We start from the raw sequence: 23627 nt of genomic DNA, 5'->3' as shown, positions 1-23627 counted from the left end.
TCCGCTTTGACTGAATTTTCATAGAAGTATGAAAATTAATTAGTGCTATAAATTCGATCTATGGCTTATTTCTTAACCGCTGCTTTATATAAGTTCGTTGAACTACCTGATTTTGCTGAGCTGAAAGCACCGCTACTCGATTGTTGCAACAACAACAACGTCAAAGGCACTATTTTGTTAGCAGCCGAAGGCATCAATGGCACGATCGCAGGCTCATCGGAAGGCGTACACGCAGTGCTGGCATTCTTGCGTAGTGACCCACGTTTTGCGGATCTGGTACACAAGGAATCTTTCTCGGAAAAAGCACCTTTTTACCGCTTGAAAATACGCTTGAAGCGCGAAATAGTCACGATGGGAATACCGGACATTAATCCCCGCCTCATGGCTGGCAAATATGTCAAGGCTGATGAGTGGAATAAGCTGCTTGATGACCCGGATGTTGTCGTGGTTGATGTGCGTAACGACTTTGAGGTATCTATGGGTACTTTTGAAGGCGCTATTAATCCCAAAACAAAAAGCTTTTCTGAGTTACCTGAATGGGCGCTGCAAGAAGCTGCTTTACGCGATAAACCCAAAATAGCAATGTTTTGCACCGGTGGTATTCGGTGCGAAAAATCTACTGCTTTTTTGCGTACTCAAGGTTTTGATGAAGTCTATCATCTTGAAGGCGGAATTTTAAAATATTTGGAAACGGTGCCGGAAGCCGAAAGTCGTTGGGAAGGTGAATGCTTTGTCTTTGATGAACGGGTTTCTGTTGGTCAGGACTTAAAGCCGGGTAACTATGAACTTTGTCGCGGTTGTCGTCACCCAATTAGTCAGGAAGATAAGGCTTCTGAATTATTTGTACTTGGTGTGAGTTGTCCTCATTGTCATGACTCAAAAACTGAAACCAAAAAACAAGCCTTATCTGAACGTCAACGTCAGATTGAGCTTGCTAAGCGTCGCAACCAAGTACATATAGGCGCGCGCTACGATGCGAAGGAAAAAGTAGATGGTGCGATCGACTAATATTATTATTGACTAAACTCAAAGAAACCCGGTTACTACGAAAAATCTTGTTTGGCGACGAGAAATCTACGAATAAACCGGGTTTCTGACCCGAAAAACCCGATCGCGCGATCGACTAATTATATGTCAGCAAGATACCCGATTTTGTATTCCTTTCGCCGCTGTCCCTATGCTATGCGGGCACGCTTGGCCTTGATGGTTAGCAATCGGGTGTGTGAGTTGCGGGAAGTTGTTTTGCGAGACAAACCACCAGAGATGTTGCAGGTATCTGCCAAAGGTACGGTACCAATATTGATTGATGTTGACGGGCGCGTACTCGATCAAAGTATCGATATCATGTTGTGGGCATTGAGACAACACGATCCTGAAAAATGGTTGATGCCACAGCAAGGTTCTGTTACAGAAATGCTGCAACTAATCGCTCTATTTGATGATAGGTTTAAATATCATCTTGACCGTTATAAGTACCCCGATCGTTATCCCGGTGTTGATGCCCAAGTACATCGTTATGAAGGTTCTTTATTCCTGGACAAACTAAATGCACAGTTAAGCGCGACTAAATATTTGTTTGGTAACAATGTAGCATTGGCTGATATGGCGATCGCACCTTTTGTTCGTCAATTTGCTCATACAGATCAAACTTGGTTCAACGAACAGCCTTGGCCGCCGCTACAAGCTTGGTTAGCAGGGTTTACAGACTCGGAAATTTATAGCAGTGTGATGCAGAAATATCCGAAATGGGAATCCGGTAATCTAGGCGTTATTTTTCCTTCCTCGTAATTAGTTATTCAGGACTTAGGCACTAAAGGGTGTTGAATAAAGGGTTTGAGATTGTTTCACTACGTTTTCTTAGGACAGAAAATGGTAGCCTTTTAGGAACAGGCTTTTCGGCCTGTTCCACAAGAAAATTTATCTTTTGTGGAACGGGCCGGAGAGCCCGTTCTTGAGAATGGTGCAAAATGTTAGTTTTAACTTATATGTTGAACAATTCTCAATTAGCCTTTTAGGAACAGGCTTTTCGGCCTGTTCCACAAGAAAATTTATCTTTTGTGGAACGGGCCGGAGAGCCCGTTCTTGAGAATGGTGCAAAATGTTAGTTTTAACTTATATGTTGAACAATTCTCAATTAGCCTTTTAGGAACAGACAAGATGCCTGTTCCACAAGAAAATTTATCTTTAAGAAAATTTATCTTTTGTGGAACGGGCCGGAGAGCCCGTTCTTGAGAATGGTGCAAAATGTTAGTTACCATGCTAAACTTATTTTTTTCAGAATACAAGATTTACTGTCATTTGACTAGAAAAGTGACGGCGGCAAAAATCGCATTTTGCTAAAATTTTTAACGTGAAAGGCGTTAGTGTATTCTAGTAAGTATTGTCAGGCTGAAACTATGATTGATGTTGGTTCGTTAGTTCGATCGCCCAGAAACGATTTGGGAGTCGGAAAAGTTGTCGAGGTATCGCGTACCGAGGCGGTAGTTGAATATTTTTGCTCAGTTAAAAACCGCATCCGCAAAACTGTGCCATTAAGTCTACTGCAAGAAGCTAGACTTCAGCGCCAAACCCGCTGCTACCTCTGGAGCACAACTCAGGAAAGATGGATAATTGGGCGAGTTTATGACTGGGATGAAGATAAATTAGAGTATGAAATTGACCTCCCCGACAGCCAAAGTTTGCAAGCTGTTGAAACCGAACTTTACGTTCGCTGCAATATCCCGATCGCCGATCCGATCGACATTTTAGCAGTCAAAGGCCAAGAAACGCCCTATTTTCACGATCGCCGATTGGCATTCGTTCAATCTGCGATCGAACAGCGGGCCGTCAGCCGCGGCATGACCGGTTTAATTTCTGCTAACATAGACCTCTACCCGCACCAAGTTGAAGTCGTCCGGCGCGTCCTAGAAGACCCAATCGTGCGCTATTTATTGGCAGACGAACCAGGACTCGGAAAAACAGTAGAAGCCGGGACAATTCTCCGCCAATTTCTGCTAGATGAACCCAACGGACGCGCTGTGGTTCTGGTTCCGAAATACTTGCTCGAACAGTGGCGGCAGGAGTTGGAAAATAAATTCTATTTGTCTCATTTTGCTGACCGAGTGCAGCTTGTTGCTGTTAGCGAAATCAATCAAGTTAGCCGCAATGCTAACCTAGATTTTCTGATTGTGGATGAAGCGCATGATGTGGCAGCAATGGCAAATTCGAGCGATCGCGCTCAGCAGCAGTCCTTTGAACTTTGTCAGAAACTAGCTCAGAAAAGCAAAAATGTATTGTTATTATCTGCAACGCCAGTTCTCGGCCACGAGCAAGATTTTCTAACGATGCTGCACTTGCTAGATCCCACAACTTACCGTCTTGATGACCTGGAAAGCTTCAAAGAACAGGTGCAAAACCGTCAAGAAATCGGCCGCGCTTTGCTGGATTTTAGAGAAAATGCTAAGCCTGCATTTTTGCAAACAAAACTCGCTCAACTTCGCACTATTTTTGCCAAAGATGATTATTTAATCGGATTAGCAACCGAGTTAGAAAGTTGTTTGAGAACTAAAGAAACCGCAGAACAGGCTCGCCTTGTCCAAACTATTCGTACTCACGTTAGAGATACTTACCGCCTTCATCGTCGCATCCTTCGCAACCGCCGGGATGCGGTTGAAGATGTGATTTTCGATCGAGATGCTGTCCCCAAAACTGAGTATGATCTGAATGATGAACAGTGGTCGGAAATTCAAACCGTACTCGATAAATGGCGCACAGTCGCTCCCAAGTCGAGCGAATATCAGAGAATTTTTCTGCTGTTTTTCCGCGCTTCTGGTACTTGGCTGAATGTTTTAGAACGGGTTGTCAAAGCTCGTTTGCAGAAAAAATCGACTCCAGAACTCGATCGCGAATTTGGACAAAATGACACGGCAATTTTGACCAAAACTGAGCTGTTTCCCGAAGAAAGGGAAATGCTGGAAACCTTGCTCAATACCCTGGACAAGCCCCAGGAAGGGCTCGATCGACTGAGTTTGTTACGAATCGCCATTCTCCGATTTCTCGCAGTTGCTTTGAAGGTTCCGCGCGAGTATCACAGCAAACCTCGCGATTTACTGTCGAGAATTCAACAGCAAATTAAACGACCGATTCCGGGCGAGCGTTTCCCGAAAATTGTAATTTTTACCAGTTTTACTGCAACTTGTAAAGAGATTGCGGAAAATTTAGCGAAAATCTTTGGTAAAAATGCGATCGCCAGCCATGACACGAGCAAATCGGCTGATGATGTTGAGGCTAGTCTCAAGCGGTTTAAGACTGAACCCCATTGTTTTATCTTAGTGTGCGATCGATCGGCGGAAGCAGGGGTAAATCTGCAATTGACAGATTGGTTAATTCACTTCGATTTGCCGTGGTTTCCCCATCAGTTAGAACAAAGACTCGGCAGAGTTGATCGCATTGGCAGCAAAATGGGAGTGCAATTTTGTTTGTTTGCAGGCCCGGATTTGCCAGAGAGTCCCCACGAAGCTTGGTTTCAAGTTTTAAAAGATGGGTTTGATATCTTCAACAAATCTATTGCCAGCCTTCAGTTTTATGCTGAGGAAAAAATTCTCAAACTGGAAGAAAAGTTGTTTGCTGAGGGAGGCAAGGGCTTATCCAGCGAAATTGAAGCGATTAAAACTGAAATCGAACAAGAGAAAATCAAAATTGACGAACAGTACGTTCTCGATGAAATTGATACTCTTGATGACAGCGCCTCTGTGTATTTTGAATCTCTCGATAACTGCGATGCTAAGCATAAAGAAATGCAGCGGGCTACTGAAGGTTGGTTGTGCCAAGCTCTTCACTTCAAACAAATCGAACATCCGAGTGTATCGGGGTTGCTGCGCTATCAACCTACTCAAAAAACTTTGATTCCCTCGAACGATTTGAGAACCAGATTGATTCCTTATTGCCAGCAATATGGCAGTTACAATCGCCGTATTGCTTATCAGAATGCGGATGTCGCTCTTTACCGCATTGGTGAGGGATTGATCGATGCACTTGGCTCTTATATTCGCTGGGACGATCGCGGTCAAGCTTTTGCCATGTGGCGGCATGATGAAAGTTGGGATGCGGAGCCCGGGAAGGAGTGGTTTGGCTTTCAGTTTAATTATTCAATCCAGACTGATGTGCAGCCTGCTGAGCAAGTTTTGCAAGCACAAAATATCGAAAATTACAACTTGAAAGCTTTGCAGCGCCGCGCTGATGCTCTGTTTCTCCCTATTTTTGAAACTGTGTTTGTAGATGCTCGCAGCGAAGAAATGGCTCTGGTGGAAGATGCGGAAATTCTAGCGATTTTGCAGCGGGCTTATAAGGGAAAAGGCGGGCCGAATCGGGATTATAATTTGTCAAAAAATCGCACGTCGCTGATTGACAGTTTTGTCGATCCGTTAGAATGGGATGATTTTTGTCAAAAGGGACGGGTGGTATCTGAGGAGTTGCTGCGCGGGCGATCGGCTTTTGTGGAAATGTGCAATAGTTTTGCTGTCAGTGCTGCAATCCAACTCGAAAACCGGGTGAATCAATTGCAGTTACGCTTGAATCGACTTTCTAAATCCGAACAAGTTTTAGAATCGGTTTTGGCTGATGAAATCAGTACGGAAAGTTTGTTGAGTCAAGCTGTTTTAGCTGGTATTCGCCGCCCGCACATGACTCTTGAGTCTGTGGGATTTATTGTGATTTCTGGGCGTGCTCCTGTAAAGTCGGAGGATGAAGGATAATTTGTTTGGCAGGGCGATCGCTCTTTTTGAGGGCGATTCCCTACGGGATAGCTTCGCTTCACGCTCTTTTTGACCCGATTCGGAAGCACAGGCGAGACGCCCGTGCCACGATGGACGGATATGGATAAAAGGGCGCTCGGTTTTATGTAAACTGCGGAAGTGACAGCAATTTTTAGGTGATTTGACTGCAAAAATGGTAAGATAAAAGGAGTAGTAATGAGTAGCAGTGATTTAGTTAAAAGCCACGCTTCGGCCTGACATTAAAGCGCGTCGATCGCATGGGAATTGAACCGCACAGCCAAAATGAAGAAGTCTCCGATAAAAATTCTGCTCGTAGAGGACGATGGAGGGCTGAGTGCAACCCTGGCAAAGGTGTTGGAAGCAAATCATTACGGGTTCGATCGGGCAAATGATGCACAAGTGAGCCTAGACTTGGCAGCAGCAATTGAGTATGACCTGATTTTGTTAGATGTGCAGGTTCCTAAACTAGATGGAATTAGTCTATGTCGGCAATTGCGATCGCAAGGCTACTGCAAACCGATCCTGTTAATGACTACAAATGATTCAGATGCGGAGGTGGTGGCTCTTTTCGATGCTGGAGCCGATGATTACATCAGCAAGCCTTGTGCTACGGAAATATTACTGGCAAGGATACGAACTTTATTGCGACGCAGTAAAGCACTTTCCCCAGGAGGTTCTACTCAGAAGTTAGCGGCTAATACATTGACTTGGGGAGATCTTTGTTTAGATTTAGAGTCTGGTAGAGTGAGATTTTGCGAACAAATAATTTCACTGACACCGACAGAATATAATCTGCTGGAATTATTGCTGCGAAATCCCGATCACATCTTTAGTCGCAATGCTATTTTGGATCGTCTGTGGGGATTTGATGACGCACCAACCGATCGCGCCATTATCACTCATATTAAGGATGTCAGAAAGAAACTGAAGGCCGGCGGCTTAACTGAAGAAATCATTGAAACAGTTTATGGCATGGGCTATCGACTGAAACCGTACCCCCAATCTGGGCCCTTTAACTTCAACAAGTTGGTCACAAAGAGTACCGAAAAAAATCAATCTCGCGGGATAGATAAGTCTGAGAGCGACAAAGTGTTAGAGCGGTTTCGGGGAGACCTCAAACAACAAATGGCTGTATTGGAGCAAACAAAAACTGCTCTATTAGCAGGAAAGTTAGAAACAGAATTACAGCAAGCGGCAAAAAATGAAGCTCATAAATTGGCCGGCTCTCTGGGCTCTTTTGGTTATCCAGAAGGCTCGAACTTGGCATGCTCTGCAGAGAATTTGCTAATAAACGATCGCTCTTTGACTGCTGAGGAAATTACCGAATTCTCGGAATTGGTGACAGGATTACAGCAGGAATTAGCCAAAACATCGATTACATCAACGGCTGCATCAGTTTCTACTATTTCAACTTTCAACTATCGGGTTTTGGTAGTTGATGATGATTCTGCATTAACGGAGCGATTGAAAGTAGAATCCGAAGCTTGGGGATTGCGGATGAAAATTGCGCCGAATATTACTGATGCCCGATCGCGTCTTGCTCTGTCAATGCCCGATGTGATGTTACTAGATTTAAGCTTTGCAGAGACAGAGGAAGATGGATTGACGCTACTGCGAGAACTGACCGAGCGATCGCCTAACCTGCCTATAATTGTCTTTACCGGACGAGATAGTCTTGCCGATCGCTTGGCTGTATCGCGCTTAGGTGCTAAGCAATTTCTCCACAAACCTGCAACCACCGAGCAAATTTTTCGAGCGATTACCCGTGTTCTACCCAGTCCCAAAACTTCTGAAGCCAAAGTCTTAATCGTAGATGATGACCCTGTGATCCTGGTTAAATTATCAGCGTTACTGACTCCTTGGGGAATTGAGGTGACAACCCTCAAAGAACCACAGCAATTTTGGGATGTGTTAATTAGCACAGAACCCGATTTAGTAGTGCTTGATCTAGAAATGCCGATCGTCAGCGGCTTAGAATTGTGTCAAGTCGTCCGACAAGATATCCAATGGGAAAATTTACCGATTTTGGTGGTGACAGCCCATACCGAGCCAGAATCTCTGCAACAAGCCTTTGCAGCGGGAGCCGATGATTTTATTACCAAGCCGGTACTAGAGCCTGAATTAGTCACGCGGGTACTCAGCCGAATCAGGCGCGCTCGTCCTTTACTTAAGCCGAGAAATATAGGACTTACGCATAGCCTGAATATATAGTGTTTTGTAGGGGCTCTCCCCACGCCCGGTTGCCCCCATACCTGGGATGATTGCGTAAGTCCTCAAATACTTAAATAGAACTTACGCACGAGGGCTAAAAACCCGGTTTCTGCCTCAATCAAAAAAATGTAATTAATTAAGTAGATCAATGATAGAACATACTGATGAAAATTATGGGAAATGGCAAGAACAGCCACAGCAAATCCTTGCTAAAACAGCACTTTCTCTCTCCGAATCCCTCAAACTAGAAGATATTCTCAACACTACGGTAACGGAACTCAGAAACATTCTGCAATGCGATCGCGTAATTATCTTCCAATTTGCTCCCGACTGGAGCGGAAAGGTGGTGGTAGAGTCCGTTGGTTCAGAATGGAGAGCAATCTTATCCACTCAGATACACGAGCCTTGCTTTGCTGAAAGCTATATCGAACCCTTCAAACAAGGCTTATTCACCTCTAAATCTGATATTTATACTGCCGAAATTGATACTTATCACCGGGAATTCCGGCCAAATTTTCACGTTACAGCTAGCCTGGTTATTCCTATCCTTAAGGGAGAAGAACTTTGGGGATTATTGATTGCCCATCAGTGTACAGAACCTCGCGAATGGCAACCATCAGAAATTGAACTCATGCGACAGCTAGCAACTCAAGCTGGAATTGCCATTCAGCAAGCTGATTTATTTGAGCAAGTACAAACGGAACTGAGGGAGCGGCAACAAGCAGAAATTGCGCTCCAACAACTCAATACTGAACTCGAACAACGAGTCATAGAACGGACGGCAGAACTCACTGAAGTCAACCATAGCTTGCAACAATATATCAATCAAGTTGAAGACCTCTATAATAATGCTCCCTGTGGCTATCATTCCGTAGATGCAGCAGGAACCATAATTATGATTAATGATACGGAACTGAAGTGGTTAGGCTATACCCGTGATGAAATTGTGCATAAAAAGAAATTTGTTGATTTGATGACAGTTGCAACTCAAAATATTTATTATCAAAACTTTCTCTTATTAAAAAAGCAAGGCTACATCAATAATTTAGAGTTTCAGCTCTTGAATAAAAACGGAAAACCCATTTGGATAAACTTAAATTCTACAGCAATTTATGATGAAGCAGGTAACTTCATGATGAGTCGTTCTAGCGTATTTGAGATCACCGATCGCAAACGTACTGAAGAAGCATTCCGCCAATATGAACGCATCGTATTCAATACAACAGATCCGATTGTACTGATGAATAGCAACTATATTTATCAAATAGCCAATCAAGCTTATTTGACTTGGTGCAACAAATCTGAAAGCGAAGTTATAGGAAATTCTGTTAGAAATATCTTGGATGCAGACGTATTCGATCGCTTGATTAAACCTAGGTTAGAGAGATGTTTGGCTGGCGAAAAAATTCAGCATGAAAACTGGTTTGACTCTCCCAATTTAGTCAGGCAATTTTTGAGCGTTACCTATACGCCTTTACGTGATATAGGCGAAAAAATTGTAGGGATAATCGTCATTCTGCGCGATCTGACTAAACTTAAACAAGCCGAACAAATGCTTGAGCTTCAGGCTGTCATTACCCGCAACATGGCGGAAGGCATTTGTTTAGTAAGAGCAGATAATGCAGCCATTGTCTATGCCAATCCTAAATTTGAGCAGATGTTTGGTTATGACTTTGGCGAACTCAACGGTCAGCACGTTTCGATTCTCAACTATGGCAGCGAATCGGCTAATCCTGAAGATGTAAATCAAGCCATTCGGTCTGCTGTCTTCCAAAATAAGGAATTCAGCTATGAAGTTCATAATGTCAAGAAAGATGGGACTCCATTTTGGTGTAGTGCAACTTGCTCTGTATTCAATCATTCCGAGTATGGCGATGTTCTGGTGGCCGTTCATCAAGATATCACAGTAGCGAAGCACCTCGAAGAAGTTCGACAAAAGGCGGAAGCAGCTTTACTACAGAAATCTAGAAAGGAAAATTTGCTTTGGAGGATTACTCAAGGGATTCGCCAATCTTTGGATCTGAATGCCGTTCTAAATACTGCTGTTACTGAAATCAGGCAGACATTACAAACCGATCGCACTGCCATTTACCGCTTTAATCCTGATTGGAGTGGTGATTTTGTTGTGGAGTCAGTTGGTGAGGATTGGGTACAACTGATAGGGAGCGATCTTCAAAAAAATTGTGCAGATACCTATCTGCAAGAAACTCACGGCGGTCGATTCCGCAATCACGAAAAGTTGGTTATTAATAATATTTACAGCGCTGAACTTCAACCCTGTCATATCGAGCTAATGGAAAAATTCCAAGCAAAAAGTTATGCAGTTTTCCCGATATTTTTGAGAGAAAATCTCTGGGGTTTGTTAGCTATCTACCAAAATACGGCACCTCGTCAATGGCAATCGTGGGAAATAGAATTACTTGAACAGATTGCCAGCCAATTGTCGATCGCCATTCAGCAATCCAAGCTCTACCGACAACTTCAGCTAGAACTGCAAGAACGCAAGCAAGCCGAAGCCACGATCCGAGAAGCCGAACGACGCTGGCGATCGCTCTTGGATAACGTGCAGTTGATTGTTGTCGGACTTGATATAGGGGGAAATGTCAATTACGTTAATCCTTTCTTCTTAAAAATTACGGGATATACTCACCTAGAAGTTATCGAAAAAAAATGGTTTGAAAACTTTTTACCTGCTTCTATTCAACAATCGATTAAAGTTATTTTTTCGGAAGTATTAGCCCATAACTATCATCCCTATTATCAAAATTTTATCTTAACCAAATCGGGTGAGGAACGATTGATTGCCTGGAACAATACCATGCTGCAAGATTCAGAGGGAAACATCATTGGAACTATCAGCATTGGGGAAGATGTTACCGAACGACAAAAGCTAGAACACATTAAAAATGAGTTCATTGGCATTGTCAGCCATGAACTTCGCACTCCTTTGACAGGAATTCAAATGTCATTGGGACTAATAAAAAGTGGGGTTTATGATAAAAAGCCCGAAAAATCGAGACGCATGATTGAAATTGCCCACCTCGATACCAATCGATTAGTGAACCTGGTTAATGATATTTTAGATTTGGAGCGCCTAGACTCTGGGCGGGCAATTGTCGAGAAAACCGTTTGCAAAGCTGCCGATTTGATGCAGCAAGCAGTAGATAGTATGCAGGCGATCGCTACTCAACAGCAGATCTCATTAATCGTTAACCCCACAGATGCAGAAGTCTGGGCAACAGGAGATGCGATCGTCCAAACCTTAACAAATTTGCTCAGTAATGCGATTAAATTCTCACCTGCCGATTCCACAATTCATCTGAGTGCCGAAAACCAGACAGACTTTGTGCTGTTCCAAGTTAGCGATCGCGGACGAGGCATTCCTGCCGATAAACTAGAACTGATTTTTGGGCGATTTCAGCAAGTCGATGCCTCCGACTCCCGTGAAAAAGGAGGCACCGGTTTAGGTTTAGCAATCTGTCGCAGTATAGTTGAGCGGCATGGCGGCAAAATCTGGGCGGAAAGTATCTTAGGTGAAGGCAGCACATTTTGCTTCACCCTACCCTTAACAATCATTGAATAACCCTTAAATTAATCTGTAGCATCAATCCAAAATCCCAAATCTCCCATCCAAAATGCCATGACAGACAGACAAATTCTAGTTGTTGATGATGAAGAACACCTTCGGGAACTTGTGCAAGCCTGCTTAGAAGATTTAGGCGGATGGAAAACAGTGGGGGCACGATCGGGAGAGGAATGTTTACAAATAGTGCAAATAGAACAACTCAACGCTATTTTGCTAGATGTATCTATGCCGGGAATGGATGGGTTTGCCGTGTACGAGCTCCTCCAGTCCGATCCGATTACCCGATCGATTCCAGTGATTCTGCTGACAGCGAAAGTGTTGCCGAGCGATCGGGCTAAATTTGCCCAGATGGCGGTAGCTGGGGTAATTGCTAAACCGATCGAACCCATCACCCTGACGGAAGAAATAGCAGAGATTTTGGGATGGGTGGAATAACTTTCACCATTTTTGTGAATTTTTGTAACAATAACGGCATCTTTACCAAATCCTTACCGTTGCTATTTAGTCTCCTGTTATGCAGCTAAAAGTTCTTTGCATTAGGAGGAGACTCGATGAATGCTTTTCAGGCTTTGAATGATGTAAATCAGGATCTCGCAGATTCATTTTCCGGTTTGCCCACTGGTTGTCAGCAATCCACACTTTGGATTGCTCATACAGAGGAAACACCGATCGCAGGTATAAAAATTCAATAAAAGGATGCGACACTTATCGTTAAAGTTCAGATTTCTGACATTCATCTTGTCAAATTGAATCTCCAAATCACTCCAGAAACTGTTTTAATCCAAGGTCAACCTACCGAAGCGACTGTTGTAGAAGGTTATTTCTTTCCTAGTGGATTTCAAAGTCTCATCCCGTTGCCGCACGGCGTACATCCTGAAATCTATGAAACTGAAATACATTCGGATCGTTTAACAATTCAGCTTGCTAAAGAATTGAGTGTTCCGCCATCCCAAGTTTGGATTCCACTCTTAACTGCAAATTTGAGCTATTCCTCAAAGATGTATATTTGAGACTCAATTGGCAACCGAAAAGTTGATTTCTAATCAACCCAAATAAAATGAACGCTTTGCAAGTACCTAATTATGAGGGCAGTCTCCTGCCCGAAAACAAGATGATAGGGAAACAAATTCTTATCGTTGATGACCAAGAACACCTCCGCGAACTGATACAGTTGTGCCTGGAAGACCTCGCGGGATGGAACACCTTGGTGGCCGAATCAGGACAAGAATGTTTACAAATCCTACAAACAGAACGACCTAATGCTATTTTGCTGGATATATCAATGCCGGGAATGGATGGGTTTGCTGTGTACGCTCGTCTCCGATCCGATCCTATAACTCGATCGATTCCAGTGATTCTGCTGACAGCAAGAGTTATGCCAAGCGATATGGCCAACTTCGCCGAAATGGGTGTTGCTGGGGTAATTCGCAAACCATTTGAACCCACCACCCTGCCGGGAAAAGTGGCAGAGATGTTGGGATGGGATGATTGACACTCCCCGGTATGGCAGACACAGGATTCTTAAGACTTGACAATCTTAATATGGGAGCATCTCAGTTTGGCAAAAAGCATTTTTTTTATTATAGTGCGAGCGTCCCCGCTCGCACTATAAATGCAAAACTGAGATGCTCCCCTTAATATCCTCTCTGGGAATCTGGGGATTGTTGAATACAATTTCTCTCAGTTATTGCTATTTTTACGAAAGATTTCGATTTGCATCAATTCCTTAACAAGCTTGTATTCTTTATCAAATCTTTATTTCTTACCTCTACATTCAGAGAGTTGCTGCTTCAAGCCAGCTTACAGCCCTTGGCAACAAGAGACAAATACACTTTCGATAAAAAAGAGGTTTTTATGACAAGCTGTCCTTGCTGCACGAATCAAATGCTGCGTCACCTTCGCCACAGTCAAGTATACTGGTTTTGCCGTCAGTGTTGGCAAGAAATGCCTGTTTACAGTCTTAACAACTACGGTTCATCGCCCTCTATAAATTTAGTTACAGAGTTAAGGATTAAGAAGCAACTTTTTTAAGAGGCGATAGTTTAAAGGTTAAATTCCATCGCACAGGCGTGAGGCCCGTGCCGCAATGGAGGCGGATGAATAAAAGGGATCTCGCACTTACGGACTAAACCTCTTCAAAAATCGCTCCCCGCTGCTGTAGATTCACCTGCATTTCCTCATCGATTCCTGAATTATTCCCGAATCGGGATGACTCGACATTCGCACCGCTGAAATTAGTATTTGTTAAGTTCACTTCCAACAGATTTGCGCCGCTCAAATTGGCACCGCTGAGGTTAGCTAAAGCTAGACTTGCTTTGTGCAAATCTGCACCGCTTAAATCAGCATTTCCTAAGAAAGCACCACTCAAATCTGCACCACCGAATTTGGCATTTTGCAGGTTGGCGTCGCTGAAATCGGCATCGTTTAAGGTTGCACCCCGGAAATTTGCCCGATCGAGATTTGCGCTGCTAAAATCCACTGCACTTAAAGTCGTTCCGCGCAAGCTGCTACCCGCGAAATCTAGTGCGGGATTGAGATTGGCGATTTTTGCCAACTCTGCAAAGTTGTCGGTTTCAGCGGAAATAATGCGATCGACCATTTCCTGCAATTGGGATTCAGCTTCCGGGACAATTTCCTCTTCGCGCGGTTCAACCGGAGGCAAATTGTAGGATAATAGCGCCCAACTGAGGGCTGGTTGGAGTTTATTTGCTTGCAGGTATACAGTCAGGATTCTTTCTAAAACCGAATGTTGATTTGGCGTGATATCGTGCGGCCACAAACCCTCAGCATCAGTGAGATAAATATCTTCTTTAGCCACTTCAAAAGCCGCCGCTAGCCGAAATTCTTTGGCAGTAATTTCTCCCAGCTTAGCACTTTTTAGCAAACCTTTTAATACTGATTTGCCCTGTTCTACTGCAAAAATCCAAGCTGGCGTTGTATCATCGCTGATTGTGGAAACGTGACAAAATATGCTCTCTGTTTCCTTAGTTTTTTCCGCTGTCTCCCCGCCCGGAACTCCCCGCTGACTTTCGGTTACTAAATTTTCTGTACTGCTTTGAATGGGCAGGGTTTCTCCTATTGGCAAAAGCTTGAAAGAACCGACTAACTGACGTGATGCTACGGGTATTTCGCAGTTTTCTAGATATAGTTTGAGCGTCCCGCCTTGCAGACCAAATTTGACGCGACCACCTAGCAGGGGTTCCCAATGCTCGTTAAAATTCAGGCTCAAGTGAATGTCGAGCTGCTGGGTTTGGGGTGCAACCGATGGAACGGGAATTGCTTCTAATTGCATCCACAAGCAATCTGGGTATTTGTTGTGAGACTCTAGCGATCGCATATCGGGTAGAATTGCTGGCACTACCAGCCTGTAATTGATATTTAAATTAGTTTATCATCTCTATTTTATCACAACACCGCTTTTTTTTTTGTAAAATTGTAAATTTTGTTTAACTTCCTCCGCAAGTCATTGATTTTGCTTAATTTGGCTTTTTACCCAATTCCGAAATGCTTTTACTAATTCCAAATAGTCCATTGTTTCTGCTTGTTCCAAAAATCTGACAATCTCTAATATCGGTAAGCTGGGAAATGCTAAACTAATCTCGCCCTCAACGTATTCTCCATTTTCTAATCTGTTGATTCTGAGTCGCGATCCATTATAAATCCAAACTTCCGGCACTCCCAGATCCGCATAAACCTGCAAGCTATTTTCCGAACGGCTGGTAATATCAATTTCCACCACTAAATCCGGCGGTGGATCTTGATTCAGGTCGATTCTTTTTTTGCCTTTAACTGCACTAAGATTTTGGATGTAAAAACATTCATCTGGTTCGACACCGCTAAGTTCAGGACGTTTGAAAGTTGTGGAGCCAAGAGGCTCAATTCTCACCTCTAATTCTTCCGCTAAGGTTTCAACAAATCGACCCATTATTGTTTTGAAGCGTTCGTGTTCTGGAGAAGGTACCATAATTTCGAGATTGCCGCGATTATATGTCAGTCGAATTTGCCGATCGCCGATTTCGGCAAGCAAAGTTTCGTAGGTTTGCCAACTGATACCTGATAGCTGGACAATTTGTTCCGGGGGAGCGAGAGTTTGAGCAGTCATCTGATTTTAGATTTTAGATTTTAGATTTTAGATTTTTCCCGCGAATAAATCCGGGGTCAGAAACCAAATTGTTTTGGATGATAGCGATTAAAAGGGCGGGTTTTTGAGATTGTCAATTATTGGCAGATATTTTTCGTGAACCCGCCCCTACCGTATTAGGGGTAATCGACCGGACATAATATCATTTCTTTGCACTTTTACATTATATCATCGAAAAAAGCTCGATCGCTCTTTAATTACTGAGTTAAAATATCTGCTATCGAGCCAGATTTTTTACTCACCACTCTGCGCGGGAAATACCGAAGACAAATCTAGAGACAACTCGGTCAAACCCGGAATTACCACCGTCTGATTTGGCAAAACAACTCGTTGCAATTGATAACTATAACTCCCGTTTTGTTTCTGATAAGGTTCGCTGTGCATTTCCAGTTGATTATCAACCAAATTAAATATCCAATAATCAGAAATTCCCGATTCAGCATAGAGAGATAACTTGGTTCTCCTGTCGTATTTCAAAGTAGAATCGGAAACCTCAATTACCAGCAAAATATCAGGAGGCTCCGGGTGAGAAGATAAATAATTATCAGAACGATTGCGAGCAATAACAACATCAGGCTCTGGTTCGCTATCAGCCGACAAAATAATCGGCTCTTGACCGCGCACGATCGCTCGTTCTTCCAGCAGTGGGTACATTTTTTTAAGCAATAGCGAATTACAAACAGAGTGAAACGTACCTTTAGCAGCCATGATAATAATTTCTCCGCGAATCAATTCAACTCGGTCATCGGGGGCGAAAAATCCCAGTTCTCCCAAACGGTGATATTCGGCGATCGAGAATCGTTTTACAGTTACGGCAGTCATAGCTTTTCTTACCCTCTACAATTACCAACATTTCCCATTCTACTCAAAAATCCCGCCCCGTGCCCTTAATTCAACCTTCAGGGCTTCCGAAATTCCCACACAACCAAAAAACTTCGCATTTTCCACCACCGTATTTTTCAAATCAGCGCGGCTCAAATCAGCACCGTTTAAATTCGCACCACTCAAATTTACACCGCTTAAATCAGCATTCTTGAAATCAGTATTTGTCAAATTTGCATTTACTAAAATCGCATTCGGTAAATAAGCACTGCTCAAATTAGCGCCGGTTAAATTTGCACCGCTCAAATTCGCACGGGGCAGCTTTGTCCGCAAATCAGCACCGCTCAAATTGGCGCTGCTGAGTTCAGCATCCCGCAAATTAGCATTGCACAAATTAGCATCAATTAAAATAGCAGCGCTCAGCAAAGCACCGCTGAGATCGGCCAAAGTCAAATCGGCGCATTGGAGGTTAGTTTCGCGCAAATCTGCACCGTTAAAATCAGCGTAGTGCAAGTCAAAACCGCTTAAATTAGCCCCAGCAAAATCCTCAATCGGATTCAAACCCACTGTTTCTGCAAGTTGTACAAAACTCTTATTTTTATCAGTTAAAAACAGTTCGCGGACGATCGCCAATTGCTGCTGTCGGTACTCGTCGGCCTTCTCGTAATCTGCTAAATACTTGTAACCGAGCTTCAAATTCTTGAGAGCATTGCGCTCAATGCGATCGTCCTTGCTGGTGCGCGCGATCGACAACTGCTGGTGATAACATTCGATCGCACCAGGCAAATCTCCATTAGCATCGTAAGCTAGCGCCAAATTGCCCAAAGTTTCCAACTCAGAACGCCCGTCGCCAGTGTCCCGCGCGATCGCCAAACGCTGTTGCTGGTAATCAATAGCACCAGAAAAATCCTCAAGAGCACAACAAGCATTGCCCAGATTTCCCAAAGCATTTGCCTCGCCCCGGCGATCCCCAATTTCCTGCGCTAACACCAAATGCTGCTGGTAGCAGTCGATCGCCTGAGCATAATTTCCCAGCGCTTCGTAAGCTACGCCCATATTACCCAGCGCCGCACCCGATCGGCGCTTATCGTCCATTGAGCGATACAGCGTCAGCGCTTCCTGCCAAGAACCCAGCGCCGCCTCAAATTGTCGCGCCTGATATTGCGAAATCCCCTGCTTGATTAGCTCGCTAGCTTGTTCGCTCATACTGTCAAAATTAGTAATAACTAAAGTTGATATTAATCGACTCAAAGCGCTAATTGCTAATCGGTAATCAGTAATCGGGAATCGGTATGGCCAATCCCCCTCTCCCATCCGTATTTTCACGTCCGTGGGAAAAAAAAGACAAAAAAAGAGAGAGCTACCTAAGTAACTCTCTCTGCCATCAGGGTGCATCTACATAACACAATATAACACGGTCGGCGTGAGGGGTGTCACCCCCAAACGTGAAGATGTTGTAAAGAAATGTAGATTAATTATAAAGTTACGATCCCGCGAGAATGGCGAGCTCAGGAAAAACCGATCGCCCGCCACTGTATCCGCTACACGATCCCCTTAACGACTGCTTAACCTGGGCTGTTAAGCTTCGCCGCCAGCAGCTCATTGGTCAGTTTGGGATCAGCCCGGCCGCCCGTTTCCTTCATCACCTTGCCGACAAAAAAGCCCAGCAGCTTAGTTTTACCGGCTCGGTACTGTTCGAGCTCCTTGGGATTGGCGGCTAACACGGCATCGATCGCTCGATCGATCGCCCCAGTATCCGAAATTTGAATCAAACCCTTACTCTCAACGAACTTCTGAGGCGAACCACCGTTTGCCAGCAACTCCGGCAAAATATCCTTAGCGATTTTGCCGCTGATCGTACCGGCCTCAATTAGCCCCAGCAGTTCGGCTAAATCCTGCGGTTGGAAAGGAATTTCTGCGATCGCCAGTTTTTCATTTTTCAGATAAGCAGTAATATCGCCCATCACCCAATTCGCTGCTTGTTTAGCCACAGCGCCGGCGGCGATCGACTTTTCAAAATACTCCGCCACCGCTTTGTCGTCAGTCAGCACCCGCGCGTCGTAGGGAGAAAGACCGAGCTCAGTTTCGTAGCGATGGCGCTTCATTGCCGGCAATTCCGGCAGTTGAGCTTGCCAATCCTGTAATTGCTCTGCCGAAACTTTGATCGGAGGCAAATCCGGTTCCGGGAAATACCGATAATCGCTTGCACCTTCTTTAATCCGCATACTGAAAGTACACTGCTTGTTTTCATCCCAAAGCCGCGTTTCTTGGACGATGGTTTCGCCATTTTCCACCGCTTGAATTTGCCGCTCGATCTCGTAATCGATCGCCCGTTCGATCGCATTAAAAGAGTTCATATTTTTAATTTCCACCTTCGTGCCGAACTCTTTTCTGCCAACGGGGCGCACCGAAATATTCACGTCGCACCGGAGCGAACCTTCTTGCATATTCCCGTCGCCAACACCGATGTAGCGGACGATCCGGCGCAATTCTTGACCGTATTCAGCAGCTTCCGCGCCCGATCGCAAATCCGGTTCCGAAACAATTTCGATTAGAGGCACACCTGCGCGGTTGTAATCCACCATTGAATAAGTAGAACCGCTCAGCCGATCGCTGCCCCCGTGAACCAATTTTCCGGCATCTTCCTCCATGTGCAAGCGAGTGATCCCGATTTTTTTTCTAGTAGAATTTCCCGTCTCATCCACGAGTTCAATTTCTAGCCAACCGTTAGTAGCGATCGGCAAATCGAACTGAGAAATTTGATAATTTTTCGGCAAATCGGGATAGAAATATTGCTTGCGGTCAAACTTACTGTAAGGTGCGATTTCGCAGTTGAGAGCCAGCCCTGCTTTCACCGCATACTCCAGCACTTTTTGATTTAATACTGGCAATACTCCAGGCATTCCCATACAAATTGGGTCAATGTTAGTATTTGGGGCATTGCCAAATTCGGTAGAAGAACTGGAGAAAATTTTAGTATTCGTACTCAATTGACAATGAGTTTCGAGACCGATAATGGCTTCGTACTGAGTTTGGTTTTTTATCGAAGAGGGTACAGCAGCAGTCATAAGCAATTTAAAAGACTGAAATAACTTTAGATTTTATTTTAGCTTTTTATTGACCAAAGTGATTGGAGGGTATTTGTAGGTAGGGGCGGTTTCATTGGTGTCAACAAGCGCCTCAAACCCTTAGTTCGGGAGGTTTAAACCCCTGCCCGACTTTGAGAAAGCGTGTTTAGTTGAGACTAATGGGGATCTGCATACGCAACGCCCTGCTACAGATTGGCGATCGACCCACGCCCGCAGCCACGCCGATCTCCTTTCGATCGCCCCCAAACAACAAGTCTGTGCAAAAATATACTTAGGGTCAGCTCCTGCCCGCACCCTTCCCTTACCCAGGAGAGTTTTAGATCTATCCACCACAATTGCCGATCGATCTGCACCCCAAATCCTTTGATTGGCTGTATTTAATAACGCCCGCCGCCTCCAACGATCTGCTCCACGCACAGACTAAAAATTAAAAATGTATAATTTAACAGGAAATTACATATTTTTAATTTTTAAGCTTTAATTTTGAATTCTAAAAGTAACACTGGCCTAAGTGTCAAAACTATGCGTGAAATTCCAGTAAAAAGTGCCACACTGTTTCAGAACAGCATCACTGAGCTAGAAGAGGCGGAATCAGCCCTCGAACTCGCTTGGAACGAACTCGAAAAACAAACAGCAGAAACCATTGCTCACATTGCCAACGCGGGCTCAGCAAATACACAGGAACTCAGCGACCGCTTGGCCGAGGCAAAGCAACTCCGGCAGCAACTTCAAACTCAAATAAAAAAAGCCAACTCGCGGCGGGAATTTCATCTAGAAAACTCACCAATGGCAGTGGTAGAGTGGGACAGCGAATTTCGGGTAGTGCGGTGGTCGCCAATGGCCGAACAAATATTTGGCTGGAGTGCAGCAGAAGTAATCGGAAAATACTGGCACGAATGGTCAATAGTTTATCAAGAAGACTTCGAGCAAGTGTGCGCCGTCACACATCAACTGTTATACAACAGAGAACCCCGTAACGTTTGCCACAACCGCAACTATACCAAAGATGGCTCGGTAATTTACTGCGAATGGTACAATTCTGCACTAATCGATGAATCGGGAAGAGTAGTTTCAATTCTATCTTTTGCCAGAGACATAACCGATTGCCACCGCGCTCAAGAAGAACTGCATCGGCGCGAACAAGCTTTCAGCGCCATCGCCGAAAATGCAACCGATATTATCGCCCGGTTCGATCGCAAACTACGCATTCTTTACATCAACCACGCAGTAGAATCAGCAACCGGAAAAGCCCCCGCAAAATTGATTGGCAAAACCAACCAAGAATCAGGAATGCCGCCGCACTTGTGCGACCTGTGGGATGAGGCTTTTATGAAAGTTTTGGGTACCGGCAAACAAGAAACCATAGAATTTGAGTTTCTCACTCCCGATGGCATAAAACATTACCACTGTCGAGTCATTCCCGAATTTGCTGAAGACAATTCAGTAGAAACAGTTTTATCCATCTCCCGCGACATTACAGAACTAAAACAAGTCGAAGATCAGTTGCGGCAAAGCGAATCCAAATTTAAAGCCATAGTTGATTCTAACATGATCGGCCTAATTTTTTGGGATCTTAACGGCAGCATTACAGATGCCAACGCCGCTTTTTTAAACACGGTAAATTATACGCGGGACGAGCTGCTTGCCGGAAGAGTTAACTGGCAAGAAATGACACCACCAGAATACGTGCGTTTAGATACAGAAAAAGTTGCCGAACTGAAGGCTAGAAATACGGTTGTTCCCTTTGAAAAAGAATTTATATGCTCCGATGGTAGCCGCGTTCCTGTGCTGCTGGGTAGCACATTTTTAGAAGGAACAAAGCAGTTAGGCGTCAGTTTTGTGCTGGACTTGAGCGAGCGCAAGCAGGCAGAATTGGAACTGCAAAAACATCAGCAACTTTTAGAGAGTATTGTTACAACTATACCTAACTTTCTCTACATTTACGATGCAGTTGAAAACATAAATATTTATGCAAATGAATCTGTCACAGCCATGCTGGGATACACTCCCCAAGAATTGCAAGATTTGGGTAAAGACGCTGTAGCCAACTTAGTTCATCCCGATGATATGTTAAAGCTAATTACAGGTATCGAGCGACTAAAACACAGCAGGAATCCCGATGAAACGGATGACAGAGACTACAGAATCAAACACAAAAATGGGGAATGGCGCTGGGTGCACGATCGCTCTAAAATTTTCAAAAGAACCCCAGACGGACAAATTTTACAATTTATCGGTTCCGTACTCGATATCAGCGATCGCAAACAAGCCGAAGAATCATTAAAACAGCAAAAAGAACTGCTGCAAACTATATTCGACAACGTGCCAGTCATGCTGGCATTCTTAGACAAAAACAGTCAAATAAACTGGGTAAACCGTCACTGGGAAGAAGTGCTAGGCTGGAGTTTGGCAGAAATCAAAAACCGGGATATCTTGGCAAAATTTTATCTGCAGCCAGAATACCGTCAATATGTTTGGGATGAAATTGAAGAAGCAAATCCGAACTGGAGCGACTTCAAGACAAAAGTTAGAGACGGGCGAATTATCGACACTTCTTGGGCAAATGTTCGTCTTTCCGATGGCCGGTGTATCAGCATTGGTCAAGATATTACCGAACGCAAACGAGTAGAAGCTGAACTTAAAGAACTCAACGAAACTTTAGAAGCTCAAGTCGCGCAGCGTACCGCAGAATTAGAAACTTTTTTTGATGCTTTGCCCGATCACATTTTTGTGGTAGATAGCGAGAAGATGCGCCTGTCTTTTGTTAACCAATCGGTGGTCATAACTGCTGGATTAAATAGCAGAAAAGAGATGCAGGGCAAGACGGTAGTTGAATGTTTTTCTCCCGAAATAGCTGCAAAATTTTGTAGAGAAAATCTGCAGGTATTTGAAACAGGTGAAACTATGCACTTGCAGGATAAATTTGTCATTTCTGGCGAGACTATTTACTACGATACTTTTAAAATTCCCCTCAGAAATCTCGACGGCGAGGTTTATGCTTTAATTGGCACTTCTCGCGATATCACTGAGTTGGTAAAGACAAAACAAGCTTTGTCAGAACGCACAGAGCAATTAGAAGCTGCCAATCAAGAATTAGAATCTTTTTCTTACTCAGTTTCCCACGACTTGCGCGCACCTTTGCGACATATTTCAGGTTTTGTAGAAGCGTTGAAACAGCGGCTAGAATTAACTGAGGCTTTGAGCGATCGCAAAATAGTTCACTATATGGAAATAATTGAAGACAGCAGCGAAAAAATGAGCCTGTTGATAGACGGTTTGCTCGCCCTGTCGCGGGTGACTCGCAGCGAGTTGAGGCAAATTCCGATCGATCTGAGCCGTTTGGTACAAAATGCGATTAAATTGACTAAACCACCAACTGTCGCAGATCCCGCCCAAACTCCCGACAGCGTTGAATTTGCCGTCGGAGATTTGCCGACAGTAATGGGAGATCCAACCTTGCTGCAACAGGTGTTCAGCAACTTGATTAGCAACGCCGTCAAGTTCAGCCGCGGACGCACTCCAGCTACAATAGTTATTGAGGGTTTACCTGATGGGACGATTTTTGTCAAGGATAACGGGGTGGGTTTTCCGATGGAATATGCCGATCGCCTGTTTGGAGCCTTTCAGAGGCTGCACTCCCAGAGAGAATTTGAAGGTACGGGCATCGGTTTGGCGATCGTCCAGCGGATTATTCACCGCCACGGCGGCACGGTTTGGGCAGAAAGCCTACCTAGTCAAGGAGCCACGTTTTACTTTAAACTAGGGCAAACAATCTCAAACGGTAATATAGATTCATAAGTTAAGTGTATAAGAGTTTTAAATTCAGAATTTAAAACTCTTATACACTTAAATAAGTCACAATCGGTGAGAGCATCAGAATTTTGGTGTGACAGGAGTGTTCACTGTTAGGGATGGGAGCAAAAGATCTAGGCTTGGCTGTGAAAGATGCTCGTACTCCTAAAAAACTCTCTTGAAAAAATTGGGATTATCCCCAATCGGTTCTGTCAGCCCTCGACGGTGCTAAA

14 protein-coding genes are annotated in these 23627 nt (G+C 44.2%); 9 read left to right on the top strand and 5 right to left on the bottom strand.

The genetic code is table 11. The annotated features are described in order from the left end of the window. Positions 1–60: 60 nt before the first annotated feature. The 8 genes from trhO (at position 61) to QUB08_RS05520 (ending at position 13042) form a co-directional block, all read left to right on the top strand. The gene (gene trhO / locus QUB08_RS05555; RefSeq protein ID WP_333223826.1) at positions 61–1008 is read left to right on the top strand and encodes an oxygen-dependent tRNA uridine(34) hydroxylase TrhO; all 948 of its coding nucleotides are present in this window, start codon (positions 61–63) and stop codon (positions 1006–1008) included. Positions 1009–1059: 51 nt separating this feature from the next. Then, the gene (locus QUB08_RS05550; protein ID WP_333223825.1) at positions 1060–1788 is read left to right on the top strand and encodes a glutathione S-transferase; all 729 of its coding nucleotides are present in this window, start codon (positions 1060–1062) and stop codon (positions 1786–1788) included. 575 nt (positions 1789–2363) lie between these two features. Beyond that, positions 2364–5732, top strand: a complete 3369-nt coding sequence (dpdE, locus tag QUB08_RS05545; RefSeq protein WP_333223824.1) for a protein DpdE — start codon at positions 2364–2366, stop codon at positions 5730–5732. A 303-nt stretch (positions 5733–6035) separates the two neighbouring features. Next, positions 6036–7964, top strand: coding sequence for a response regulator (locus QUB08_RS05540; RefSeq protein ID WP_333223823.1), 1929 nt, complete (start codon positions 6036–6038; stop codon positions 7962–7964). 148 nt (positions 7965–8112) lie between these two features. Further along, on the top strand, positions 8113–11547 hold the full coding sequence (locus QUB08_RS05535) for a PAS domain S-box protein (protein WP_333223822.1): 3435 nt from the start codon (positions 8113–8115) through the stop codon (positions 11545–11547). A gap of 57 nt (positions 11548–11604) precedes the next feature. Then, positions 11605–11985: a response regulator gene (locus tag QUB08_RS05530; protein WP_333223821.1), complete on the top strand. Its 381-nt coding sequence runs from the start codon at positions 11605–11607 to the stop codon at positions 11983–11985. A gap of 116 nt (positions 11986–12101) precedes the next feature. Continuing rightward, a complete protein-coding gene (locus tag QUB08_RS05525) occupies positions 12102–12242 on the top strand; it encodes a hypothetical protein (protein ID WP_333223820.1) in 141 nt (46 codons plus the stop codon). A 419-nt stretch (positions 12243–12661) separates the two neighbouring features. Beyond that, positions 12662–13042, top strand: a complete 381-nt coding sequence (locus QUB08_RS05520) for a response regulator (protein WP_333223833.1) — start codon at positions 12662–12664, stop codon at positions 13040–13042. 633 nt (positions 13043–13675) lie between these two features. Here the strand turns inward: QUB08_RS05520 and QUB08_RS05515 are convergent. From QUB08_RS05515 to gatB, 5 genes are all read right to left on the bottom strand, one after another. Beyond that, on the bottom strand, positions 13676–14908 hold the full coding sequence (locus QUB08_RS05515; RefSeq protein ID WP_333223819.1) for a pentapeptide repeat-containing protein: 1233 nt from the start codon (positions 14906–14908) through the stop codon (positions 13676–13678). Between the two features lie 105 nt (positions 14909–15013). Continuing rightward, entirely contained in the window at positions 15014–15652 is a 639-nt protein-coding gene (locus QUB08_RS05510) for a Uma2 family endonuclease (RefSeq protein WP_333223818.1), read from the bottom strand. 273 nt (positions 15653–15925) lie between these two features. After that, positions 15926–16513 carry a Uma2 family endonuclease gene (locus QUB08_RS05505; protein ID WP_333223817.1) on the bottom strand — a complete coding sequence of 196 codons (588 nt, stop codon included), beginning with the start codon at positions 16511–16513 and terminating at the stop codon, positions 15926–15928. A 39-nt stretch (positions 16514–16552) separates the two neighbouring features. Next, positions 16553–17719, bottom strand: coding sequence for a pentapeptide repeat-containing protein (locus QUB08_RS05500; RefSeq protein ID WP_445300890.1), 1167 nt, complete (start codon positions 17717–17719; stop codon positions 16553–16555). Between the two features lie 359 nt (positions 17720–18078). Continuing rightward, positions 18079–19581 carry an Asp-tRNA(Asn)/Glu-tRNA(Gln) amidotransferase subunit GatB gene (gene gatB, locus QUB08_RS05495; protein WP_333223815.1) on the bottom strand — a complete coding sequence of 501 codons (1503 nt, stop codon included), beginning with the start codon at positions 19579–19581 and terminating at the stop codon, positions 18079–18081. Between the two features lie 543 nt (positions 19582–20124). Here gatB and QUB08_RS05490 point away from each other — a divergent pair. Beyond that, positions 20125–23400: a PAS domain S-box protein gene (locus tag QUB08_RS05490; protein ID WP_333223814.1), complete on the top strand. Its 3276-nt coding sequence runs from the start codon at positions 20125–20127 to the stop codon at positions 23398–23400. Positions 23401–23627: the final 227 nt, after the last annotated feature.

The organism is Microcoleus sp. BR0-C5 (assembly GCF_036705045.1).
GTDB lineage: Bacteria > Cyanobacteriota > Cyanobacteriia > Cyanobacteriales > Microcoleaceae > Microcoleus.
This window is presented reverse-complemented; position numbering and strand designations above follow the sequence as displayed.